The organism is Streptomyces sp. NBC_00203 (assembly GCF_045206325.1).
GTDB lineage: Bacteria > Actinomycetota > Actinomycetes > Streptomycetales > Streptomycetaceae > Streptomyces > Streptomyces lutosisoli.
Map to the genome: position 1 here is coordinate 5,927,844 of NZ_CP108126.1, position 21,589 is coordinate 5,949,432.

At 70.7% G+C, this 21,589-nt stretch carries 14 protein-coding genes; 9 read left to right on the plus strand and 5 right to left on the minus strand.

Translation table 11 applies throughout. The annotated features are described in order from the left end of the window. The first annotated feature begins 6 nt into the window (after positions 1–6). The 3 genes from OG975_RS26545 to OG975_RS26555 all read left to right on the plus strand — a co-directional run bounded on the left by OG975_RS26545 (position 7) and on the right by OG975_RS26555 (position 5,403). Positions 7–1,767, plus strand: coding sequence for a beta-galactosidase (locus tag OG975_RS26545; RefSeq protein WP_406331887.1), 1,761 nt, complete (start codon positions 7–9; stop codon positions 1,765–1,767). Further along, complete coding sequence (locus OG975_RS26550) at positions 1,767–4,181, plus strand: beta-galactosidase (protein ID WP_406331888.1); 2,415 nt, start codon at positions 1,767–1,769, stop codon at positions 4,179–4,181. Before OG975_RS26545 ends, OG975_RS26550 begins: the two co-directional genes overlap by 1 nt. 151 nt (positions 4,182–4,332) lie before the next feature. Next, positions 4,333–5,403: a LacI family DNA-binding transcriptional regulator gene (locus OG975_RS26555; protein WP_406331890.1), complete on the plus strand. Its 1,071-nt coding sequence runs from the start codon at positions 4,333–4,335 to the stop codon at positions 5,401–5,403. 9 nt (positions 5,404–5,412) lie between these two features. Here the strand turns inward: OG975_RS26555 and OG975_RS26560 are convergent, their stop codons facing one another. The 4 genes from OG975_RS26560 to OG975_RS26575 form a co-directional block, all read right to left on the minus strand. Then, positions 5,413–6,972 (minus strand): APC family permease, encoded by a 1,560-nt coding sequence (locus OG975_RS26560; protein ID WP_406331892.1) that lies wholly within the window; start codon positions 6,970–6,972, stop codon positions 5,413–5,415. Positions 6,973–7,085: 113 nt separating this feature from the next. Further along, positions 7,086–8,084, minus strand: a complete 999-nt coding sequence (locus tag OG975_RS26565; RefSeq protein ID WP_406331893.1) for an MBL fold metallo-hydrolase — start codon at positions 8,082–8,084, stop codon at positions 7,086–7,088. A gap of 151 nt (positions 8,085–8,235) precedes the next feature. Then, the gene (locus OG975_RS26570; protein ID WP_406331895.1) at positions 8,236–8,934 is read right to left on the minus strand and encodes a BTAD domain-containing putative transcriptional regulator; all 699 of its coding nucleotides are present in this window, start codon (positions 8,932–8,934) and stop codon (positions 8,236–8,238) included. 367 nt (positions 8,935–9,301) lie between these two features. Then, complete coding sequence (locus tag OG975_RS26575) at positions 9,302–10,876, minus strand: penicillin-binding transpeptidase domain-containing protein (protein WP_406331896.1); 1,575 nt, start codon at positions 10,874–10,876, stop codon at positions 9,302–9,304. A gap of 557 nt (positions 10,877–11,433) precedes the next feature. Between OG975_RS26575 and OG975_RS26580 the strand changes: the two genes are divergently transcribed. From OG975_RS26580 to OG975_RS26605, 6 genes are all read left to right on the plus strand, one after another. After that, complete coding sequence (locus OG975_RS26580) at positions 11,434–13,155, plus strand: thiamine pyrophosphate-binding protein (RefSeq protein ID WP_406331898.1); 1,722 nt, start codon at positions 11,434–11,436, stop codon at positions 13,153–13,155. Positions 13,156–13,157: 2 nt separating this feature from the next. Continuing rightward, positions 13,158–14,699 (plus strand): asparagine synthase-related protein, encoded by a 1,542-nt coding sequence (locus tag OG975_RS26585; RefSeq protein WP_406331899.1) that lies wholly within the window; start codon positions 13,158–13,160, stop codon positions 14,697–14,699. 74 nt (positions 14,700–14,773) lie between these two features. Next, entirely contained in the window at positions 14,774–15,715 is a 942-nt protein-coding gene (gene speB / locus OG975_RS26590) for an agmatinase (RefSeq protein WP_369261007.1), read from the plus strand. Positions 15,716–15,757: 42 nt separating this feature from the next. Next, complete coding sequence (gene cs1, locus OG975_RS26595; protein WP_406331900.1) at positions 15,758–16,738, plus strand: clavaminate synthase Cs1; 981 nt, start codon at positions 15,758–15,760, stop codon at positions 16,736–16,738. 154 nt (positions 16,739–16,892) lie between these two features. Continuing rightward, positions 16,893–18,065, plus strand: coding sequence for a bifunctional glutamate N-acetyltransferase/amino-acid acetyltransferase ArgJ (gene argJ, locus OG975_RS26600; RefSeq protein WP_406331901.1), 1,173 nt, complete (start codon positions 16,893–16,895; stop codon positions 18,063–18,065). Between the two features lie 429 nt (positions 18,066–18,494). Then, on the plus strand, positions 18,495–20,177 hold the full coding sequence (locus OG975_RS26605; RefSeq protein WP_406331902.1) for an ABC transporter substrate-binding protein: 1,683 nt from the start codon (positions 18,495–18,497) through the stop codon (positions 20,175–20,177). Here the strand turns inward: OG975_RS26605 and OG975_RS26610 are convergent. Beyond that, positions 20,153–21,553, minus strand: coding sequence for a LysR family transcriptional regulator (locus OG975_RS26610; RefSeq protein ID WP_406331903.1), 1,401 nt, complete (start codon positions 21,551–21,553; stop codon positions 20,153–20,155). The genes OG975_RS26605 and OG975_RS26610 overlap by 25 nt on opposite strands. Between the last annotated feature and the right edge of the window lie 36 nt (positions 21,554–21,589).

The following is a 21,589-nucleotide window of genomic DNA, read 5'->3' on the forward strand; positions in this document are numbered from 1 at the left end:
CTCCGCATGCCCGCTCTGACAACGTCGTCCGACGGTTTCCTGCTGCACGAGAAGCCGCTGAGGATCATCTCCGGCGCCATGCACTACTTCCGGATCCACCCCGACCAGTGGGCCGACCGGCTGCGCAAGGCCCGGCTGATGGGCCTCAACACCGTCGAGACGTACGTGCCGTGGAACCTCCACCAGCCCGAGCCCGGCACCCTTGTCCTCGACGGCCTCCTCGACCTGCCGCGCTATCTGCGGCTGGCACAGGCCGAGGGACTGCACGTCCTGCTGCGCCCCGGCCCGTACATCTGCGCCGAGTGGGACGGCGGCGGACTGCCCTCCTGGCTCACCGCGGACCCGGACATCCGGCTGCGCACCAGCGACCCCCGGTTCACGGACGCGCTCGACGGCTACCTCGATCTGCTGCTGCCCCCGCTGCTGCCGTACCTGGCCGCGTCGGGCGGTCCCGTCATCGCCGTACAGGTGGAGAACGAGTACGGGGCGTACGGCGACGACACCGCGTACCTGGAGCACCTCGCCCGGTCCCTGCGCTCGCGCGGTGTCGAGGAGCTGCTCTTCACCTGCGACCAGGCCAACCCCGGGCACCTGGCGGCCGGAAGCCTGCCCGGCATCCTCACCACCGGGACCTTCGGCGGCAAAGTCGCGCACTCGCTGGAGCAGTTGCGGGCCCATCAGCCCGAAGGGCCCCTGATGTGCGCGGAGTTCTGGATCGGCTGGTTCGACCACTGGGGCGAACCGCACCATGTGCGCGACGCGGCCGACGCCGCCGCCGACCTCGACCGGCTGCTGACGGCGGGCGCGTCCGTCAACATCTACATGTTCCACGGCGGCACCAACTTCGCCTTCACCAACGGCGCCAACCACGACCACGCCTACGCGCCGATCGTCACCTCCTACGACTACGACGCCCCGCTCACCGAGTGCGGCGACCCCGGCCCCAAGTACCACGCCTTCCGCGAGGTCATCGCCCGCCACGCACCGGTCCCCGAGGAACCGGCCCCCGCGCCAGGCGCCAAACTCCCGCCCACCACCGTCGAGTTGGCGCGCAGGGCCCCGCTGCTGCCGCACGCGAGCGCCCTGGCGAAGCCCGTGCGCACCGACGACCCGGTGACCATGGACGAGCTGGACCAGCGGGCCGGATACGTGCTCTACCGCACCACGGTTCCGGTGAAGGCCGACGGACTGCTGCACTTCGCGGGCGGTGTCGGCGACCGGGCCCAGGTCTTCGTCGACGGCGCCCCCGTCGGCGTACTCGAACGCGAACGCCACGAGGAGACCCTGCCCGTCCGGATCCCGCGCGCCGGCGCCACGCTGGAGGTGCTCGTCGAGAACATGGGCGGCGTCAACTACGGCCCCCGCATCGGCGCCCCCAAGGGCCTGCTCGGCCCGGTCACCTTCAACGGCACCGCCCTGCGCGGCTGGGACTGCCACGCCCTGCCCCTCGGCGACCTGGACCCGGTGCCCTTCGCGCCCGTGGACGCGACCACGGACGCCGGGCCCGCCTTCCACCACGGCACGTTCCAGGTGGACACCCCCGCCGACACCTTCCTGTCGCTGCCCGGCTGGACCAAGGGCCAGGCCTGGGTCAACGGCTTCCACCTCGGCCGCTACTGGAACCGGGGCCCGCAACGCACCTTGTACGTTCCCGCGCCCGTCCTGCGCCCCGGCGGCAACGACCTCGTCCTGCTGGAGCTGCACGCCACCACCGCCACCAGCGCGCTGCTCGTCGCCACGCCCGACCTCGGACCGGAGAAGTCCTGATGACACACCAGCACCACCAGCATCAGCAGCACCATGTGCGCGTCCCCGCCTCCGCCGCAGCCCCGCTGACCGGCCACCTCCCCTTCGCCGACGCGCCCGGCGTGCCGGATCCGATCGAGGTGACCAGCCGCTGGTTCACGCGCGGCGGCCGGCCCTGGTTCCCGGTCTCCGGCGAGTTCCACTACACCCGCTACCCGGCCCGGGAGTGGGAGGAGGAGCTGCTGAAGATGAAGGCGGGCGGGGTGACCGCCGTCGCCAGCTATGTCATCTGGATCCACCACGAGGAGACCGAGGGCCGTATCCGCTTCGACGGCGACCGCGATCTGCGCCGCTTCGCCGAACTGTGCGCCCGCCACGGCCTGGACTTCATCCCCCGCATCGGCCCCTGGTCGCACGCGGAGGTACGCAACGGCGGCCTGCCCGACTGGCTGCTGGCCCGCACCCGCGCACCCCGCACGGACGACCCCGCCTACCTGGAACCCGTACGCACCTGGTTCGCGGCGATCGCGGAGCAGCTGGACGGGCTGGACCGCGCCCACGGCGGGCCGATCGTCGCGATCCAGATCGAGAACGAGCTGTACGACCAGCCCGGCCATCTGCTCACCCTGAAGCGGATGGCGCAGGAGGCCGGACTGAGCGCCCCGCTATGGACGTCGACCGCGTGGGGCGGGGTCCAACTCCCGCCGGACGAGCTGCTTCCGCTGTTCGGCGGCTACACCGAGACCTTCTGGACCGAGTGGGACGGCGGCTGGCCCGACACCTGCCGCAAGCACTTCTTCTTCACCCATCAGCGCGACGACGAGGGCATCGGCGCCGACCTGCGCCCGACGACCGTGCGCGGCGGCGATCCGGCGCCCACCGACCGCTTTCCCTGGGCCACCTGCGAGCTGGGTGGCGGGATGGCCGTGGCCTATCACCGCCGGCCACGCGTCGAGGCCTCCGACATCGGCGCGCTCGGGCTCACCAAGATCGGCTGCGGCTCGGTGTGGCAGGGCTACTACATGTTCCACGGCGGTACGAACCCGGCCGGGGAGCTGACGACGCTCCAGGAGTCCCACGCCACCGGCTATCCCAACGACCTCCCCCTCCTGACGTACGACTTCCAGGCAGCGCTCGGCGAGTACGGCCAGTACCGGCCCTCGTACCACGAACTCCGGCTCCAGCACCTGCTGCTGGCGGACTTCGGGCACCGGATCGCGCCCATGGAGTCCGTCCTTCCGGAGGGGCAGCCGGCGGGGCAGAACGACCGGGACACGCTCAGGTGGGCGGTCCGCGGTGACGGGCGCTCGGGCTTCCTCTTCGTCAACAACCATCAGCCGCACGAGCCGCTGCCGGACCACCCGGACACGGCGTTCACGGTCGAGTTCCCGGACGCGCCCGCCCTGTCCTTCCCCAGCACGCCCGTCACGGTCCCGTCCGGCGCCTACTTCTGCTGGCCGCTCCGCCTGGACGTCGCCGGGCTGCGGCTCGACTGGGCCACCGCCCAGCCGGTGTGCACGGTCGACGACCACGGCCGTACGGTCCTGGTGCTGGCCGCGAGCGAGGGGATCGCCCCCGAACTCGCCCTCGCCGCCGACACGGTGGCGTCCGTCAGCGCGCCCTCCGGGGACGTCACGTCCGTCGACGGCCGTGTTCTGGTCACCGGACTGCGCCCGGGCACCGACGCCCTGGTCGAGGTGGACACGGCGGACGGCGGACGGGTCGCGCTGCTGGTCCTGGACGCGGCGACCGCGCGTACCGCCTACCGGGGTGTCGCCTGGGGCGCCGAGCGGCTGGTGCTCAGCGCCGCCGGGGTCGTCTTCGACCGGGACGAGGTACGGGTGCACAGCCCGGCCGGGGAACCCTCGTTCGCCGTGCTGCCCGCTCCCGAACGGGCCCCGGTCGTGGCCGGAGCGACGGTGAAGGAGACGGCGGACGGCGTACTCACCCGCTACACGGTCCTGGCCGACGCTGTGCCCGGCGGCGGCAGCAGCCAGGACGCCACGCTGCCCGTCACCGAGGTGCGGCCCGCCGGCCCGGCGCCCGCGGCCGCGACGGGCGTGCTGGGCCGGGCCAGTGTCCCCGCCGACCCGTACTTCGACACCGTCGCCGCCGAGTACCGCGTCGACGTACCGGACGAACTCCCGCGCGCGGGAACGCTCCTGAGCATCCACTGGACTGGTGACGTGGCGCGCGCGTACGTGGGGGACACCCTCGTCGCCGACCAGTTCTTCTCGGGCCGCGTCTGGGAGATCGGCCTCGACCGGCTCCCCGCCGAGGCCCTGCGCGCCGGCGGTCTGCGGCTGAGGGTGCTGCCCCTGTCCGCCGACGCCCCGGTGTATGTGCCGGCGGAGGCGGCCGGCGCCGGGGAGACGGCGGCGGTCGTGCACGCCGAGTGGGTCACCACGCGCTCGTGGGCGGCCCGGGTGGACTGAGGTCCTGGCCGCCGGGCGGAGGGCGCATGCCGTCCGCCCGGGTCCGGGGCCCTCGGGGGCCGTCGTGACCCGCCCGGCCTATCCTGTGGGCCTGCCGGGCGGGACACAAACGCCTGGACGAGGCTGGACGAGGTTGAAGGAAGCATCCCCCATGACCCGAAGTGCCTCTGACGGCGCTGTTCCCAAGGGACGCAGCCGGCGCAACTTCGCGGGATCGCGCCCGGTGATGGACGACGTGGCCCGGCTGGCCGGTGTCTCGAAGCAGACCGTCTCCCGGGTGCTCAACGACCATCCGGCCGTCCGTCCCGAAACCCGGGAGGCGGTGGCGGACGCCATGCGCACGCTCGGCTACCGCCCGAGCCGCAGCGCACGGTCCCTGGCCAGCGGCAGAACCAGGATGCTCGGCGTCATCACCTTCGACGCGGCACGCTACGGTCCCGCCTCCATTCTGACCGCCATCAACACCGCGGCCCAGGACGCCGGTTACCTGGTGAGCTCCATCGCCCTCGACACCGCCGACCGGGACACGGTGGTGCGTGCCGTGGACCGGCTGTCGGCCGAGGGCGCGGACGGCGTGATCGCCATCGCCCCGCAGCTCCGGGTGGGCAAGGCCCTGGCGGAGGCCCGTCTCGACATCCCGCTGGTGGTCCTGGAGAACGACCTCGGGGACGGCACCCCGCTGGTCACCGCGGACTCCCGGACCGGAGCGCGCGCGGCCGTCGAACACCTCCTGCGCCTCGGCCACTCCACCGTCTGGCACATCGCGGGACCGACCGGCTGGACCTCCGCGGACCGACGCCTCGCGAGCTGGCGGGAAACCCTGGACGAGGCCGGCGCGGAGGTCCCGGAACCCCTCATCGGCGACTGGAGCGCCGACTCCGGATACGCGCTGGGCCGCAGACTGGCCGGGCGCCCGGACGTCACCGCGGTGTTCGTCTCCAACGACCAGATGGCGCTCGGCGTGCTCCGCGCCTTCCACGAAGCGGGACGCCGTGTCCCCGAGGACGTCAGCGTCGTCGGGTACGACGACATCCCCGAGGCCGCCCATATGCTCCCCCCGCTGACCACCGTACGCACCGAATTCGCCGAGATCGGCACCCGTTCCCTGCGGCTCCTGCTGGGCCAGATCGACGGCCCGGCCGAGCCGTCGCCCGAGCCCGTCGTCGCCGTGGAACTCATCGTCCGCCGCAGCACCGGTCCGGCACCGGCACCGAAGGGCTGACCGCACCCCTCACGGCCCGTCCGGTTCGTGCGCCGAGACGGGGATGGTCTCCTGGCGGAAGAAGCCCGGACGGATCACGTGGTACGCCACCATCAGGACGCCGCCCAGCAGCAGTGCGCCGATACCGGTGACGAAGACGCCGCCGAGCCGCCAGTGCGGCGGGAAGGGGAGCGTCCACGAGGTGCTGCCGTAGTCCGCGGCGGAGTACACGACGCAGGCGTTGACGAAGAAGTAGAGCAGCAGGACACCGCCGAGGCCGGGCATGATGCCCTTCGTCCACAGGTCGCGGGCGCTGCGGGTGAGGACCTTGCGGTAGTACCAGACGCAGGCGAACCCGGTGAGTCCGTAGTAGAAGGCGATCATCAGGCCGACCGAGCCGATCGAGTCGGCCAGGACGTTCTCGCTCACCCGGGTCAGCATGACGTAGAAGGCGATGGAGGCCAGGCCCATGCCCACCGTGGACCAGGTCGGGGTGAGGAAGCGCGGGTGGATACGGGCGAAGCGGTCCGGGATGGCCTTGAAGGCGGCCATGGAGAGCGTGGTGCGTGCCGTCGGCAGGATGGTGGTCTGGGTGGACGCGGCGGCCGAGGTGAGCACCATCAGGATCAGCAGTTTGGTGGCGGTCTCGCCCCAGCCCCCGGTGCCGAAGACCTCGGCGCCGAGACTGGACAGGACGTCTCCGGAGTTGTCCGGGTTGGCGAGGCCGATACCGTGCTCTCCGACTCCGGCGAAGGCCTGCGCGGCCGTGGTGACCATCAGGTAGACGAGCAGCAGGATGACGGTGGACATGACGGCGGCGCGGCCCGGCGTGCGATCGCGGTCGATGGTCTCCTCGTTGACCGATACGGCGGTGTCCCAGCCCCAGTAGATGAACACACCGGCGAGCACGCTCTTGGTGAGAGCGTCGAGCGAGTCGATCCGGGCGGGGTTGAACCACGACCACGAGAGCTCCGACGAGACGCTCGGCCCCGTTCCCCCGTACACCTTGACCAGTGCGGTGATCGCCAGCAGGAAGAGCACCACGATCTCGATGGTGAGCAGCACTTTCTGCAGGTTCGCCGAGATCTCGATGCCGATGTAGCAGATCAGCGTCATCACGGCGATCCACACCACGCCGACCACGGTGACCCAGAAGGTGTCCTGCGCCAGTCCGTCCGCGCCCACCAGCTGGAAGCCGTACGCCCCGGCGATCTGGGCCAGATTGGCCATCACGATGATGTCGGCCGCGACGATGCCCCATCCGCCCAGCCAGCCGGTACGGGGGCCGAACGCCCTGGAGGCCCAGGTGAAGGTGGTGCCGCAGTCGGGGTCCGCCCGGTTGAGCTCCTTGTAGCCGTAGGCGATCAGGAACATCGGGATGAACGCGAGGACGACCACGATCGGCGACTGGAAGCCCACGATCCCGACGATGACCCCGAGGGTCGCCGCGAGGCTGTAGGCGGGGGCCGTGGAGGCCAGGCCGATCACCGTGCTGGAGAACAGCCCCAGCGCACCGCCCTTGAGCCCCTTGTCCGTCGCTCCCGGGCCCGGCGAGGGGTGCGTCGCGGGCGGAACAGAAGGCAGGCTCATGGCGCCCTCCGGGTACGTGTGGCGCACTCCGGCCGAAGAACGCGGAGCTGCTGTTCCCAGCATGAACCCGCTCACCGGCAACCGAAAGTTCGGCGCCGTCGGGAAGCCGGGCCCTAGGTCAGTGCCGCCGTGACGTCCACGGCCCTCAGGTGCTGGGGGCTGAGGACGCGGGAGGCGGGGGCGGAGGCGGCGTCGAGTTCCTTGGCCGCGGTGGTGGGGGTGGCCGCCGCCAGGAGGGACGGGGCGTCGGTGAGCGGGGTGGTCATGTCGTCGTGGTGGGTGGGGATGAGGAGGGACGGGTTGCCGATGGCGGCGAGGAGACGCTCGACGTAGCGGTGGAGCGCCGAGTGGGAGGTCATCGCGATCGCCGCGATGTCGGGGCGGATGCCGGACAGTTCCCGCTCGGCGAAGTTGCTCGCGCCCATGAGCAGGATGCTCGGGCCGCCGTCCACGGTCAGCTGGTAGGCGAGCGTGTCGCCCTCGACCAGGTCGCCCAGGACGGTGGGGCGCCGGGGCGGGGCGGTCTTGCGGCCCGGGGCGAAGTAGCCGTGGTCGGGCTGCTGGCTGTGCAGGCTGCGGAAGACCTCCACGGTGTATCCGTCGAACTGGAGGTACTCGCCGCCCTTGACCTGAATCACATCGTCCAGGCGGGTGCGGGGTGTGTCCATGGCGCTCAGCAGATGACGTACGGTCTCGTCGCACATCGCCCGGACACGGTGCTTCTCCCAGGCGGGGCGCGCCAGGAGCTGCGGAACGTCCGCCACGTGATCGAAGTGGCCGTGGCTGACGAGGATCAGCTCGGGTGGTCCGGTGAGGTGCCGGGCGGCCACCCGTTCCACCGCCGCCCGGTCGAGCCGCAGGGGCAGCCGGGGGTCGAGGGCGCCTTTCGCGTTCCGGTAGGGCATACGGCTCAGATACGGGTCGAAGAGGATGCTGCGGCGGCCGTCGATGACGATCTCCCAGCCGGAGACGCCCAGCCAGCGCATCTGCACCCGGGTGGCGTAGGGCGCGCCCCGCCGGCTCGTCGGTGCCGCTCCGACCAGTCCGGTCGCGGACGCCGCCGCACCCGATGCCGCCAGGACTCCCTTGAGGACCGTACGTCGCCCGGCCATGTGCTGCCACGCTCTCTTTGACGACCTTGAGTGCGAGGAACGCTACGGCAGGTGATGACGTATGGGGTGATTTTCGGTCATTGGGGCCGGTGTTGCGGGTGGGGCGGCATCGGGGACAGCGGACCCACGGCCGTCAGCTGTCCCCGTCGGCTCAGCACACCCGGTCGCCCGACAGCGGAACCCCGGTCGCCCTCAGAAGCTGCTCGTCCTGCTGGAGGATGGCCTGCATCAGTTCCCTCAGCCGCGCTCCCGGGTTGATGCCGATCTGCTCGCGCAGGATCTCCTTCGCCCGGTGGAAGACCCGGATCGCGTCGGCCTGGCGGCCCTCGCCGTAGTAGGCCTTCATCAGGCCGGCGTACAGGTCCTCGCGCAGCGGGTCGTGGTCGACGAGCTCCGACAGCTGGGAGATCGCCTCGCCGTAGTGCCCGAGGCCGACGTCGATCAGCGCGCGTAGCTCGGCGGCCGACGTGCGCTCGCGGTCCAGCCCTTCCCCCTTCATCCGCAGCCGGGCCGAGGTGACGTCGGTGAGGGCCGCGCCCCGCCACATGGCCAGCGCGCTGTCGAGGCGCTCGGAGGCGAGCTGGAACTGGCCGCGGGCGTGCAGCTCGCGGACGTGCCGTACCGCGTCGCGGAAGACGAACACGTCGATGCGGTCGGCGGGGACCCGGAGCTCGTAGCCGAGGGCGTGCGAGCCGAGCGCGTCGCGGGTGAGCCCCGCTTCGGCCAGGGCCGTACGGATCATCCAGGCCGAGGTCTGCAGCTGGCCGGAGACGGTCAGCGGCGGCTCGCCGTCCCACGAGTCCTCGATGATCGCTTCCTTGGTGGTGACCTGTCCGGGCTTCAGCGCCAAGGAAGCGAGGAAACGTCGCTGCCGCTGACCCCGGACGGGTATCGGAACGTCGTCTCTCAACAGGGTCACGGGGCCAAGAAGCTGGATCGTCAGGCTGGTCCTGCTGTTCAAGACGGTTCCCCCTTGTATGTGTGAATCAAGCCGTCGCCCAACAGGCGTTGAGGTGGTGACGGGAACGGGGGGAACCGCCACCCGTGGCGCGGCTGGGCCGCTCCCGGTGACGCTTCGTCGAATCGTGCGGCTGCTTCCCCCGTGCCGTCGGTCCGTGAGTGCTCCGTGACCGCTGCTCCGGTCGCGGATGGGTAGATCTCCTGGTGGCTCCTGATGCTCCTGATGGGTCCTGATGGCTGGGGTGACAGCCCTGGGTCTAGTTGAGGTTCTTGAGGAACTTCGCCGCGATGGGGCCCGCGTCGGATCCGCCCGACCCGCCGTCCTCCAGGAGAACCGACCAGGCGATCTGGCGGTCGCCCTGGTAGCCGATCATCCAGGCGTGGGTGCGCGGCGGGGTCTGCTTGCCGAACTCGGCGGTGCCCGTCTTGGCGTGGGGTTCGCCGGGCAGGTCCTTGAGGGCCCAGCCGGCGCCGTAGGTGACGGTCGCGCGCATCATCTCGCGCAGGCTGCCGACCACGTTCGCGTCGAGTCGTGAGGGGGCCTCGTACTTCTTCTTCACGGCGTCGGGCACCAGGACGGGCTGCTTGAACTCGCCCTCCTTCACCGTGGCCGCGATCGAGGCCATGACCAGCGGCGACGCCTGGAGCCTGGCCTGTCCGATGGTGGAGGCGGCCTTGTCGTTGTCGCTTTCCGTGACCGGGATGCTTCCGTCGTACGTCGTGGTGCCCACGTCCCAGGAGCCGCCGATCCCGAAGGCCTCCGCCGTGTCGTGCAGGGCGGTGTTCGACAGCTTCCCGCGGGCGCCGACGAAGAACGTGTTGCAGGACTTGGCGAAGGCGTCCCTGAAGGTCGATCCCGACGGCAGCACGAACTGGTTCTGGTTCTCGAAGCGCTGGCCGTTGACGTAGGCGAACTTGGGGCAGTCCGCCCGGTCGGTGGGACGCATCCCCTGCTTCAGCAGGGCGGCGGAGGTGACGACCTTGAAGGTGGAGCCGGGCGGGTAACGGCCCTCCAGGGCGCGGTTCATGCCGGAGGGCATGTTGGCCGCGGCCAGGATGTGACCGTTGCTCGGGTCGATGGCGACGATGGCCGCGTTCTTCTTCACTCCGTCGAGCGCTTCGGCGGCGGCTTCCTGCACCTTCGGGTCGATCGTGGTCTTCACCGGCTTGCCCGTGCTGCTTCCCGAGCCGGTGAGCTGTTTGACGACGCGGCCGCTCTGGCGTTCCAGGATCACGACCGACTGGGCTTTGCCTCCGCCGCCGGTGAGCTGCTTGTCGTAGCGGGCCTGGAGGCCGGAGATCCCTTTGCCGGTCTCGGGGTCCACGGCGCCCACAAGAGAAGCGGACCGGAGCTCGTCGCCATTCTTGTCGAGGACGGCGGCTCGCTCCCGCGACTCCAGGGCGAGGGTCTGTCCCGGAACCATCGCCGGGTGAATCAGCGGTGTATGGAATTCAACGGTCCATCGTCCGCTCTTCTTGGCGAGCTTCGCCTTCGAATCCCACTGGTAATCGCCCGCCCCGGAAAGGGACATCTTCACGGTGAACGGAATCTCTACTTCCCCTTCCGCTTCCCGCTTCCCGGTGCCGGCGGTGATCTCCGTCTTCGACGGCTTCAGGTTCGTCATGACGGATTTGATCAACGACTCGGCGTTGTCCGGCGTGTCCGTCAGCCCGCCCGCCTTCTTGGCGTCGCCCGCCTCCCATGCGTCGAGGAACGTGTTCAGCCGTCCGGTGGCCGCGGCTACCTGTGGGTCGCTTCCGTCGTCACCGTCGTCTCCGACCAGGGCGTTGTAGGCCCAGTAGCCGATTCCAGCGGTCGCCGCAAGTGCCACAAACGTTGATACAACCGCGCGACGACGGGACCGACGCCTGTCGTACCGCGGGTAGTCAACGTAGCCATCGGAACGATTCATGTGGCGCAGATTAATCGCCTCTCTCTCTTCGGTCTCTCCTCGAACACATAGTTCAAGACAAGGTAAAGAAGACGGTAAGGTCTGGCTCGGATTCACAGGTGGTGGCCCCTCCGCTTGTCGGTCGAGCGGTCTCGGCCAAATACGGGCAGGAGGGCTGGCCGAGAACGGTCGACGACCGGTTTATGTGGTCTAGACCTCAGAAGGAAATGTCCCCGAAACGACTCGCGCCCCGGTCAACAGTGGCCGGAACTCATCGGATTCACGGTTCCTCCATAAGTGATATCGGACGCAGGCTGTCCGAATTAATGAGAGCCGAGATGCGAGCCGAAGACGAGAGCCGAAACGGAGCCCTTCGCTCCGCCGGTCTTCTGTTTCTCTCCGCGCGCTCCCCGATATCCCGGGGAGAGGGAGCGAAGAGCGGTCCTGGTCAGGGTTGGCGCGAAGTGTCCACCGCTGACCGAGTCTGGAGACCATCCATGTCCCGTGTATCGACCGGCCCCAGCAACAAGCCGACCGCCGCGCACGCCCTCCTGGCGCGACTGCGTGACCATGGTGTGGAGAAGGTGTTCGGGGTAGTCGGCCGGGAGGCCGCGTCGATCCTCTTCGACGAGGTCGAGGGCATCGACTTCGTCCTCACCCGGCACGAGTTCACCGCCGGTGTCGCCGCCGACGTCCTCGCACGCATCACCGGGCGCCCGCAGGCGTGCTGGGCCACGCTGGGCCCCGGCATGACCAACCTCTCCACCGGCATCGCCACCTCGGTCCTGGACCGTTCGCCGGTGATCGCCCTCGCGGCCCAGTCCGAGTCGCACGACATCTTCCCCAACGACACCCACCAGTGCCTGGACTCCGTGTCGATCATCGCGCCGATGTCCAAGTACGCGGTGGAGCTGGAGCGCCCGCACGAGATCACCGACCTCGTGGACTCCGCCGTGACCGCGGCCATGACCGAGCCCGTCGGCCCCTCGTTCATCTCCCTGCCGGTCGACCTGCTCGGCTCCTCCGAGGGCATCGACGACTCCGTGCAGCACCCGCCGGCGAACACCCCGGCCAAGCCGATCGGCGCGGTCGCGGACGGCTGGCAGAAGGCCGCCGACGAGGCCGCCGAGCTCCTGAAGGACGCCCAGCACCCGGTGCTGGTCGTCGGCGCCGCCGCGATCCGCTCCGGAGCGGTCCCCGCGCTGCGCGCCCTCGCCGAGCGGCTCAACGTGCCCGTCATCACGACGTACATCGCCAAGGGCGTCCTGCCGCACGGCCACGAACTGAACTACGGCGCCGTCACCGGCTACATGGACGGCATCCTGAACTTCCCGGCCCTGGAAACGCTGTTCGCCCCGGTGGACCTCATCCTCACCGTCGGCTACGACTACGCCGAGGACCTGCGGCCCTCCATGTGGCAGAAGGGCGCCGAGAAGAAGACCGTCCGCGTCTCGCCCACCGCCAACCCGATCCCGCGCGTCTACCGGCCCACCGTCGACGTCGTCACCGACGTCCTCGCGTTCGTCGAGCACCTCGACACGGCGACGGCCTCCCTCGCGGCCAAGGAGCGGCACGACATCGCCCCGCTGCGCGCCCGCGTCGCGGAGTTCCTCGCGGACCCGACGGCCTACGAGGACGGCATGCGCGTCCACCAGGTCATGGACTCCATGAACACCGTGATGGAGGAGGTCGCCGGGGCGGGCGAGGGCACGATCGTCTCCGACATCGGCTTCTTCCGGCACTACGGCGTCCTGTTCGCCCGCGCCGACCAGCCCTTCGGCTTCCTCACCTCGGCCGGCTGCTCCAGCTTCGGCTACGGCATCCCCGCCGCCATGGGCGCCCAGCTCGCCCGCCCCGGCCAGCCCACCTTCCTCATCGCCGGCGACGGCGGCTTCCACTCCAACAGCGCGGACCTGGAGACCATCGCCCGCCTCAACCTGCCGATCGTGACGGTGGTCGTGAACAACGACACCAACGGACTGATCGAGCTCTACCAGAACATCGGCCACCACCGCAGCCACGACCCCGCGGTCAAGTTCAACGGCGTCGACTTCGTCGCCCTCGCCGAGGCCAACGGTGTGGAGGCCACCAAGGCGACCGACCGCCAGGAGCTGCTCGCCGCGCTGCGCAAGGGCGCCGAGCTGGGCCGCCCCTTCCTGATCGAGGTCCCCATCAACTACGACTTCCAGCCCGGCGGTTTCGGAGCGCTGAGCATCTGATCATGGTCTCCCAGTCCCAGGACCTTCCCGCGGCCTTCGGTTTCCTGGCCTCCGCTCGTCCGAGCGGGGGCCGGATCCCCCCGGCCGCCTTCGCCACCCGGGGCACCCACACCGGCGTCGAACTGAGCCTGCGCTCGCAGACCCTCGGCGCGACCCTGGTGCACGCCCCCGGGCTCCCACCCGACTCCGCCCAGGCACGCGACACGGACACCGCCGTGCTGATCGCCGGTGAGATCTACAACCACGACGACCTGTACTCCGTACTGGGCCCCAAGACCGGGCAGCCGGGCGGCGACGCACAGCTCCTCCTGGACCTGCTGCACCGCTACGGCCCGCACGCCTTCCGCCTCGTCAACGGGCGGTTCGCGGCCGTCGTCAGCACCGGCCGGCGGGTCCTGCTGGCCACCGACCACGCCGGATCCGTCCCGCTGTACGTGTGCGCGGGCCCCGGCGAGGTCACGGCGTCCACCGAGGCCAAGACCCTGGCCGGGCACGGCGGTCCACGGGGCTTCCCGTTCGCGGACGCCCGCCGGGTGCGCGGCCTGCCCGGGGTCTACCAGGTGCCCGCCGGCACCGTGATGGACATCGACCTCGACTCCGGCACGGCCGAGACCCACCGCACCTGGGCCCCGCCCCTGGCCCGGCGGATCATGGACGAGGACGACGCCGTGGCAGCCGTGCGCACAGCCCTCGACCGGGCCGTGGGCGCGCGCATCGCACCGGGCGGTACGCCGCTGGTGGTGCTGTCCGGCGGCATCGACTCCTCCGGGGTCGCCGCCCTCGCGCACCGGGCCGCCGGTTCGATCGACTCGCTGTCGATGGGCACCGACGTGTCCGACGAGTTCGTCCAGGCCCGGGCGGTCGCCGACCACCTCGGCACCCGGCACCGGGAGATCACCGTCCCCACCGCCGACCTGCTGCGCCAACTCCCGTACACGGTGTGGGCGGCGGAGTCCGAGGACCCGCACATCATCGAGTACCTGCTGCCGCTCGTCGCGCTCTACCGCGCCCTCGACGGCCCCGCGCGCCGGGTCCTGACCGGGTACGGCGCCGACATCCCGCTCGCGGGCATGCACCGCGAGGACCGGCTGCCGAACCTGGACACGGCCGTGGCGTACGACATGGCGACCTACGACGGCCTCAACGAGATGTCGCCGGTGCTGTCCACCCTGTCCGGCCACTGGTCCACCCACCCCTACTGGGACCGCGACGTGCTCGACCTGCTCGTCTCGCTGGAGGCCGGGCTCAAGCGCCGCTATGGGCGGGACAAGTGGGTGCTGCGCGCCGCGATGGCCGGACTGCTGCCCGAACAGACCGTCACACGCCCCAAGCTGGGCGTCCACGAGGGGTCGGGCACCACCTCCTCCTTCTCCCTGCTGCTTCTGGAGGAGGGCGTCCCGGAGCGATCGGTCGACGCGGCGAAACAGCAGGTGGTGCGGGAGCTGTTCGACCGCACCGTGGTGGCCGGCCAGAACCCGGGCGAGGTGAGCACCGCCGAGGTGGTGCGGTCGGTGGCCGACCGGCTGGAACGAGGGGCGGCATGAGTCCGTACGCCGTCTTCAGGTTCCTGTCCCTGTTCCTGACCACCGCTGTAGAGACCCCGGAGGGCGACTGAGCCGTGGAACGCATCGACTCGCACGTCTCACCCCGCTACGCCCAGATCCCCACCTTCATGCGCCTGCCGCTCGAACAGGAGCCACGCGGCTACGACGTCGTGGTCATCGGCGCTCCCTACGACGGCGGGACCAGCTACCGGCCCGGCGCCCGGTTCGGACCGCGCGCCATCCGCAACGAGTCCGGGCTCATCCACGGTGTCGGCATCGACCGCGGCCCCGGCACCTTCGACCTCATCAACTGCGTCGACGGCGGCGACATCGATCTGACCCCGTTCGACATGAACATCGCCATCGAGACGGCGCAGCGGCACCTGGCGGAGCTGCTGAAGCACAACGCCGCCTTCATGATGCTCGGCGGCGACCACTCGCTGACCGTGGCGGCCCTGCGCGCCGTCGCCGAACAGCACGGCCCGGTCGCCGTCGTCCACCTGGACGCCCACTCCGACACCAACCCGGCCTTCTACGGCGGCCAGTACCACCACGGCACGCCCTTCCGGCACGGCATCGACGAGAAGCTCATCGACCCGGCCGCGATGGTGCAGATCGGCATCCGAGGCCACAACCCGAAGCCGGACTCCCTCGATTACGCCCGCGGCCACGGCGTGCGCGTCGTGACCGCCGACGAGTTCGGTGACCGGGGAGTCGCCGGCACCGCGGCCCTCATCCGGGAGCGGGTCGGCCAGCGGCCCGTGTACGTGTCGGTCGACATCGACGTCTGCGACCCCGCGTTCGCCCCCGGGACGGGCACCCCCGCGCCGGGCGGGCTCAGTTCGCGGGAGGTCCTCGGGCTGCTGCGCTGCGTCGGTGACCTCAAGCCGGTCGGCTTCGACGTGATGGAGGTCTCGCCCCTCTACGACCACGCCGGGATCACCTCCGTCCTGGCGACCGAGATCGGCGCGGAGCTGCTCTACCAGTACGCCCGCGCCCATCGCCCCCCGATGTAGCTCATCCACGTAGCCCACCGCTGCAAAGGAGATATCGCACCCATGGCTTCTCCGATCATTGACTGCACCGCGCACCGGGAGCAGCTGCGCGCTCTCGCGGCCGAACTTCCCGAGGTGCCGCGCGCGGACCTGTACGGCTTCCTGGAGAAGGCGAAGGAACTGTCCGCGCGGCTCCCGCGCGAACTGGCCGCTGCGCTCGACAAGTTCAACGCCGAGGGCACCGAGGACGGCTATCTGCTGCTGCGCGGGCTGCCGTTGGAGTCGGAAGACGAGCTGCCCGAGACGCCCACCTCCACCCCGGCGCCGCTGGACCGCGGGCGGCTGGTCATGGAGGCGATGCTCGCCGTGACCGGCCGCAGGCTCGGACTCCACACCGGCTACGCGGAGTTGCGCTCGGGCACGGTCTACCACGACGTGTACCCGTCGCCGGGCGCCCACTACCTCTCCTCGGAGACCTCCGAGACCCTCCTGGAGTTCCACACGGAGATGGCGTACCACGTCCTCCAGCCGAACTACGTCATGCTCGCCTGCTCCCGCGCGGACCACGAGCACCGGGCCGAGACACTCGTCGGTTCGGTGCGCAAGGCACTGCGGCTCCTCGACGACGAGACGAAGGCCCGGCTGTTCGACCGCAAGCTCCCCTGCTGCGTGGACGTCGCCTTCCGCGGCGGCGTCGAGGACCCGGGCGCCATAGCCGAGGTCAAGCCGCTGTACGGCGACGAGAAGGACCCGTACCTCGGCTACGACCGAGAGCTGCTGGCCCCCGTGGAGCCGGCGGACAAGGAGGCGGTCGCCGCCCTCTCCAAGGCCCTGGACGACGTCACGGAGTCCGTGAAGCTCACCCCCGGCGACCTGCTGATCATCGACAACTTCCGCACCACACACGCCCGTACGCCGTTCAGCCCGCGCTGGGACGGCAAGGACCGCTGGCTGCACCGGGTGTACATCCGCACGGACCGGAACGGGCAGTTGTCGGGCGGCGAGCGGGCGGGCGACGTGGTGACGTTCGCGCCGCGCCGGTAAGCACGGCACCGTCCGTACGGCCGACCGCGCCCCCTCTCCGTGTCCGGGAGGGGGCTGCGGCGCGTTCGGATCGGTGGGATCGTTCGTGTCGCTCCGATCGCGATGCATGAATATGCTGAAGTACTGGAAGTAATGCAGACGGGAGACGATGACCATGCCCGACTCCGAAGCGAAGGCGACCCCACGGGGCTTCGTCGTGCACACCGCGCCGATCGGTCTCGCCGACGACGGCCGGGACGACTTCACCGTGCTGGCCTCCACGGTCCCGGCCCAGGTCAGCGGGGTGTTCACCCGCTCCCGGTTCGCCGGGCCGAGTGTCCTGCTGAGCCGGGACGCGGTCGCCGACGGGCGGGCGCGGGGTGTGGTGGTGCTGGCCCGCAACGCGAACGTCGCCACCGGGCGGGAGGGCGAGGCCAACGCGCGCGAGGTGCGCGAGTCCGTGGCGCGCACCCTCGGGGTGCCCGAGGGCGAACTCCTCATCGCCTCCACCGGGGTGATCGGCCGCCAGTACCCCATGCCGCAGATCCGGGAGCACCTCAAGTCGCTGTCCTGGCCCTTCCCCGAGGGCGGCTTCGACCGGGCGGCCCGCGCCATCATGACGACCGACACCCGGCCCAAGGAGGTCTGGCTGCGGTGCGGCGACGCGACGCTCGTCGGCATCGCCAAGGGCGTCGGCATGATCGAGCCGGACATGGCGACGCTGCTGACGTTCTTCGCCACCGACGCGCGGCTCGACCCCGCCGAGCAGGACCGGATCTTCCGGCGCGTGATGGACCGGACGTTCAACGCGGTGAGCATCGACACGGACACGTCGACCAGCGACACGGCGGTGCTGTTCGCCAACGGGCTGGCCGGCGACGTCGATCCCGTCGAGTTCGAGTCGGTCCTGTACGAAGCCGCCCTCGCCCTCGTCAAGGACATCGCGAGCGACGGGGAGGGGGCGAGCAAGCTCATCGAGGTCCAGGTCACGGGCGCGCGTGACGCTGCGCAGGCCAAGCGGGTCGGGAAGACCGTCGTGAACTCTCCGCTGGTGAAGACAGCGGTGCACGGCAGTGACCCCAACTGGGGCCGGGTCTCTATGGCCATCGGCAAGTGCTCCGACGACACCGACATCGACCAGGACGCGGTGACGATCCGCTTCGGGGAGGTGGAGGTGTACCCGCCCCGTGCCGACGACGACGCGGTGCGTGCCGCCGTCGCCGCGCACCTCGACGGCGACGAGGTGATCATCGGCATCGACCTCGGCATCGCGGACGGGGCGTTCACCGTGTACGGGTGCGATCTCACCGAGGGGTATGTGCGGCTGAACTCGGAGTACACCACCTGACGTCGGCACCTTCTTCCGCCCCCGCCGCCCCTACCCGTCCCATCCTCCAGGGGCTCCGCCCCTTCGACCCCGTGGGTTGTGTGTTGCCTGCGGGTGGGTGGGGGCTGGTCCAAAAGATTGCGCAGTTCCCCGCGCCCCTAAAAGGGGCGCGGGGAACTGCGCGAGCAACCCCCACGCTCCCGCAGCCGACGAACCACCCCCGTCTTTCAGGGGCGCGGGGAACTGCGCAATCTTTTAGGGGGGTCTGGGGGCGCAGCCCCCAGGAACGGGATGGGACGGGTAGGGGCGGCGGGGGCGAAAGACGCCCTGCCCACGCCCCGGCTATACCGACCCGCCGAAGGCTATGCGTGCACCGTCCGAGGCTCCCCTCCCCACCCCCCACCCCCCACAAGATGAGGGAAAGCGCATCGCGAGGAGGGATACAGGAACATGGGGAGTGCGAGGCCGACGCCTGAGGGAACTGAGGGAAGCGGGTTCGATGCGGGCGTGAGGGGGGTGGTCCGGCCCGCCGGGACTTTGGGCGGCGGCGGCACGCTCCGCCTCGTACGCACGGACGACTTCGACTCACTGGACCCCGGAAACACGTACTACGCCTACACCTGGAACTTCCTCCGCCTCATCGGCCGAACCCTGGTCACCTTCGACACGGCCCCGGGCAAGGCAGGCCAACACCTGGTCCCGGACCTCGCCGAGTCGCTGGGCGAGCCGTCCGAGGGCGGCCGGGTGTGGACGTACCGGCTCAGGCCCGGGCTGCGGTACGAGGACGGCAGCCCGGTGACGTCGAGGGACGTCAAGTACGCCATCGCCAGGAGCAATTACGGGACTGATGTGCTGGGCGCGGGGCCCACCTACTTCCGGCACCTGTTGGGGACGGACTACGGCGGCCCCTGGCGCGAGCCCGACGCCGACGGCCCCGTCACGCTGGAGACCCCCGACGACCGCACCCTGGTCTTCCGCCTGGAGAATCCGTTCGCGGGACTCGACCTGCTGGCGACCATGCCCAGCACCACCCCGGTCCCGCGCCACCTGGACACCGGCGCCGAGTACCGTCTGCGCCCGGTCGCGACGGGCCCGTACCGCGTCGTCTCGTACACCCGGGGCGAATTGGCCGTACTCGAACCCAATCCGCACTGGGACCCGGCGACCGACCCGGTCCGCGGGCAGCGGGCCGGGCGCATTGAGGTGCACCTCGGCAAGGACCCGCACGAGGTGGACCGCATGCTGCTGGCCGGCGAGGCGCACATCGACCTCGCCGGGTTCGGGGTGCAGCCGTCCACACAGGAGCGGATCCTCGCCGATCCGGCGCTGCGGGCCGACGCCGACAACCCGCTGACCGGGTTCACCTGGATCTACTGCCTGTCGAGCAGGATCGCGCCGTTCGACAACGTCCACGCCCGCCGGGCCGTGCAGTTCGCCACGGACAAGGCCGCCATGCAGGCGGCGTACGGCGGTTCGGTGGGCGGGGACATCGCCACGACCATCCTGCCGCCGACCATCGACGGGTACCAGGACTTCGACCGGTATCCGGTGGGGAGTGAGGGGACCGGAGACCTCGACGCCGCCCGCGCCGAGCTCGTCGCCGCTGGCATGCCGGACGGGTTCCGTACGAAGATCGCCGCCCGCAAGGACCGGCTCAAGGAGTACCGGGCCGCCGAGGCGCTGGCCGCCGGGCTCGCCCGGGTCGGGATCGAGGCCGAGGTCCTGGACTTTCCTTCCGGTGACTACTTCGACATCTACGGAGGGTGCCCGGCTTATCTGCGCGAGCACGGGATCGGGATCATCATGTTCGGGTGGGGGGCTGATTTCCCGGACGGGTACGGGTTCTTGCAGCAGATCGTCGACGGGCGGGCGATCAAGGAGCGCGGCAACCAGAACATGGGCGAGCTCGACGACCCGGAGATCAACGGGCTCCTCGACCGCGGTGCGACCTCCGGCGATCCGGCCGAGCGCGCGGAGATCTGGCACCGCATCGACCGGCTCACCATGGAGCACGCGGTGATCGTGCCGTACCTGTACCCGCGCTCGCTGCTGTACCGGCACCCGGACGCCCGCAATGTGTACGTCACCGGGTCGTTCGGCATGTACGACTACGTGGCGCTCGGCGCGAGTTGAGCCCGCGGGGCGTTGTCCTGCCGGTGGCTCTGGCTCGCCGGCAGGGCGATGCTCCGGCAGGACGCCGCCGCGTCATGGAACTCGGCCTCGAAACGGCCCAGTTGGTGCAGGAACCGCCGGGTCGGGGTCGTCAGGTCCGTGCCGCGGGCGCTGCGCAGCAACAGCCTTGCGCCGAGGCCGAGTTCCAGCCGGTGGATACGGCGGGTCAGCGCGGACTGGCTGATGGACAGCACGGTGGCCGCCCGGTTGATGCTGCCGTGCCGTGCCACCGCCCGCAGGAGGTGCAGGTCCTCGACGTCGAACTTCCGGGTGGCGGGCGTCGCGGTCGGCGCCGTCGACTCCTGTGCGGGGCGCACGGGGCGGCTGAACCTGGCTGTCTGGTCGCGGTGCCAGCGTGTCCACCACGGGTCGCGCAGCAGGTCCTGGTGGTGCTCGGCGAACCGTTGCAGATAGCGGTCCGCGAGCAGCGCGGCCAACTGCTCGGCCAGCGCCCGGGGTACGACGGTCGGATCGACGAGGAGGCTGGTGGAGCGGTGCGGGCGCTCCACGACCGGGCGGTGCACCACGGAGGGCGCGAGCACGGCCGAATGCGTGGGGGAGCCGAGCCCGATGGCGTCGCCGCGGCGCAGCATTCCCCGGGCCACCGAGGCGCCGGTGACGTGCAGCGCGGCGGGTGCGGGCAGACCGGCGGCCTGGAAGACCCGGGCCACCAGGATCTCCGAGTCGGGGCCGACCTCGGACACCCAGCTCTCGTCCCGCAGATCCGCCAGCGAGACCGCGTCCCGGCCGGCCAGCGGATGACCGGACGGCAGCGTGACCCACAGCGGATCGTCGAGGACGCCGTACGTGCGCACCGCCCGCTCGGCCGAGTTGCCCGGGGTGTCGAGGCTCCAGGTGTGCGCGGCGTCGACGTGGTAGCCGGCCAGCTTGCGCATGACCTGCTGGGGTGTGTCGTGGTGGACCGACAGAAGGATGTCCAGCGAGGCCGCGGCGTCCTCGACCACGTCCTCCAGAAGGGGTTCCGCGGAGGCGATGGCCAGGACGGCGGGCGCGTCCACCGCCTCGGAGCCGCGCCCGAAGATGTTCGTCTGGACGGCGAGGTCGACCTGGCGGAAGAACCGGCGCCCGGCCACCAGCAGGCGCGAGCCCGCCGAGGTGAGCCGCGCGGTGTGGCGGCTGCGCAGGGTCAGCGGGAGGCCGACGGTCTTGTCCAGCCGGTCGAGCTGACGCTCGACGGCGCCGTGCCGCGACCCGGTGCGCCGGGCCACTTCCGCGAGATCCCCGCACTGCCCGACCGCGTCGAGCAACGACAGATCGGGGCGGGTGAAGGGAAAGGGAAGGAGATACGCAGGCTTTATTTCTGACCCGGAAGACAATGTCGGTTTCCTTTTGGTGAAGGACTGTGCCGCTTG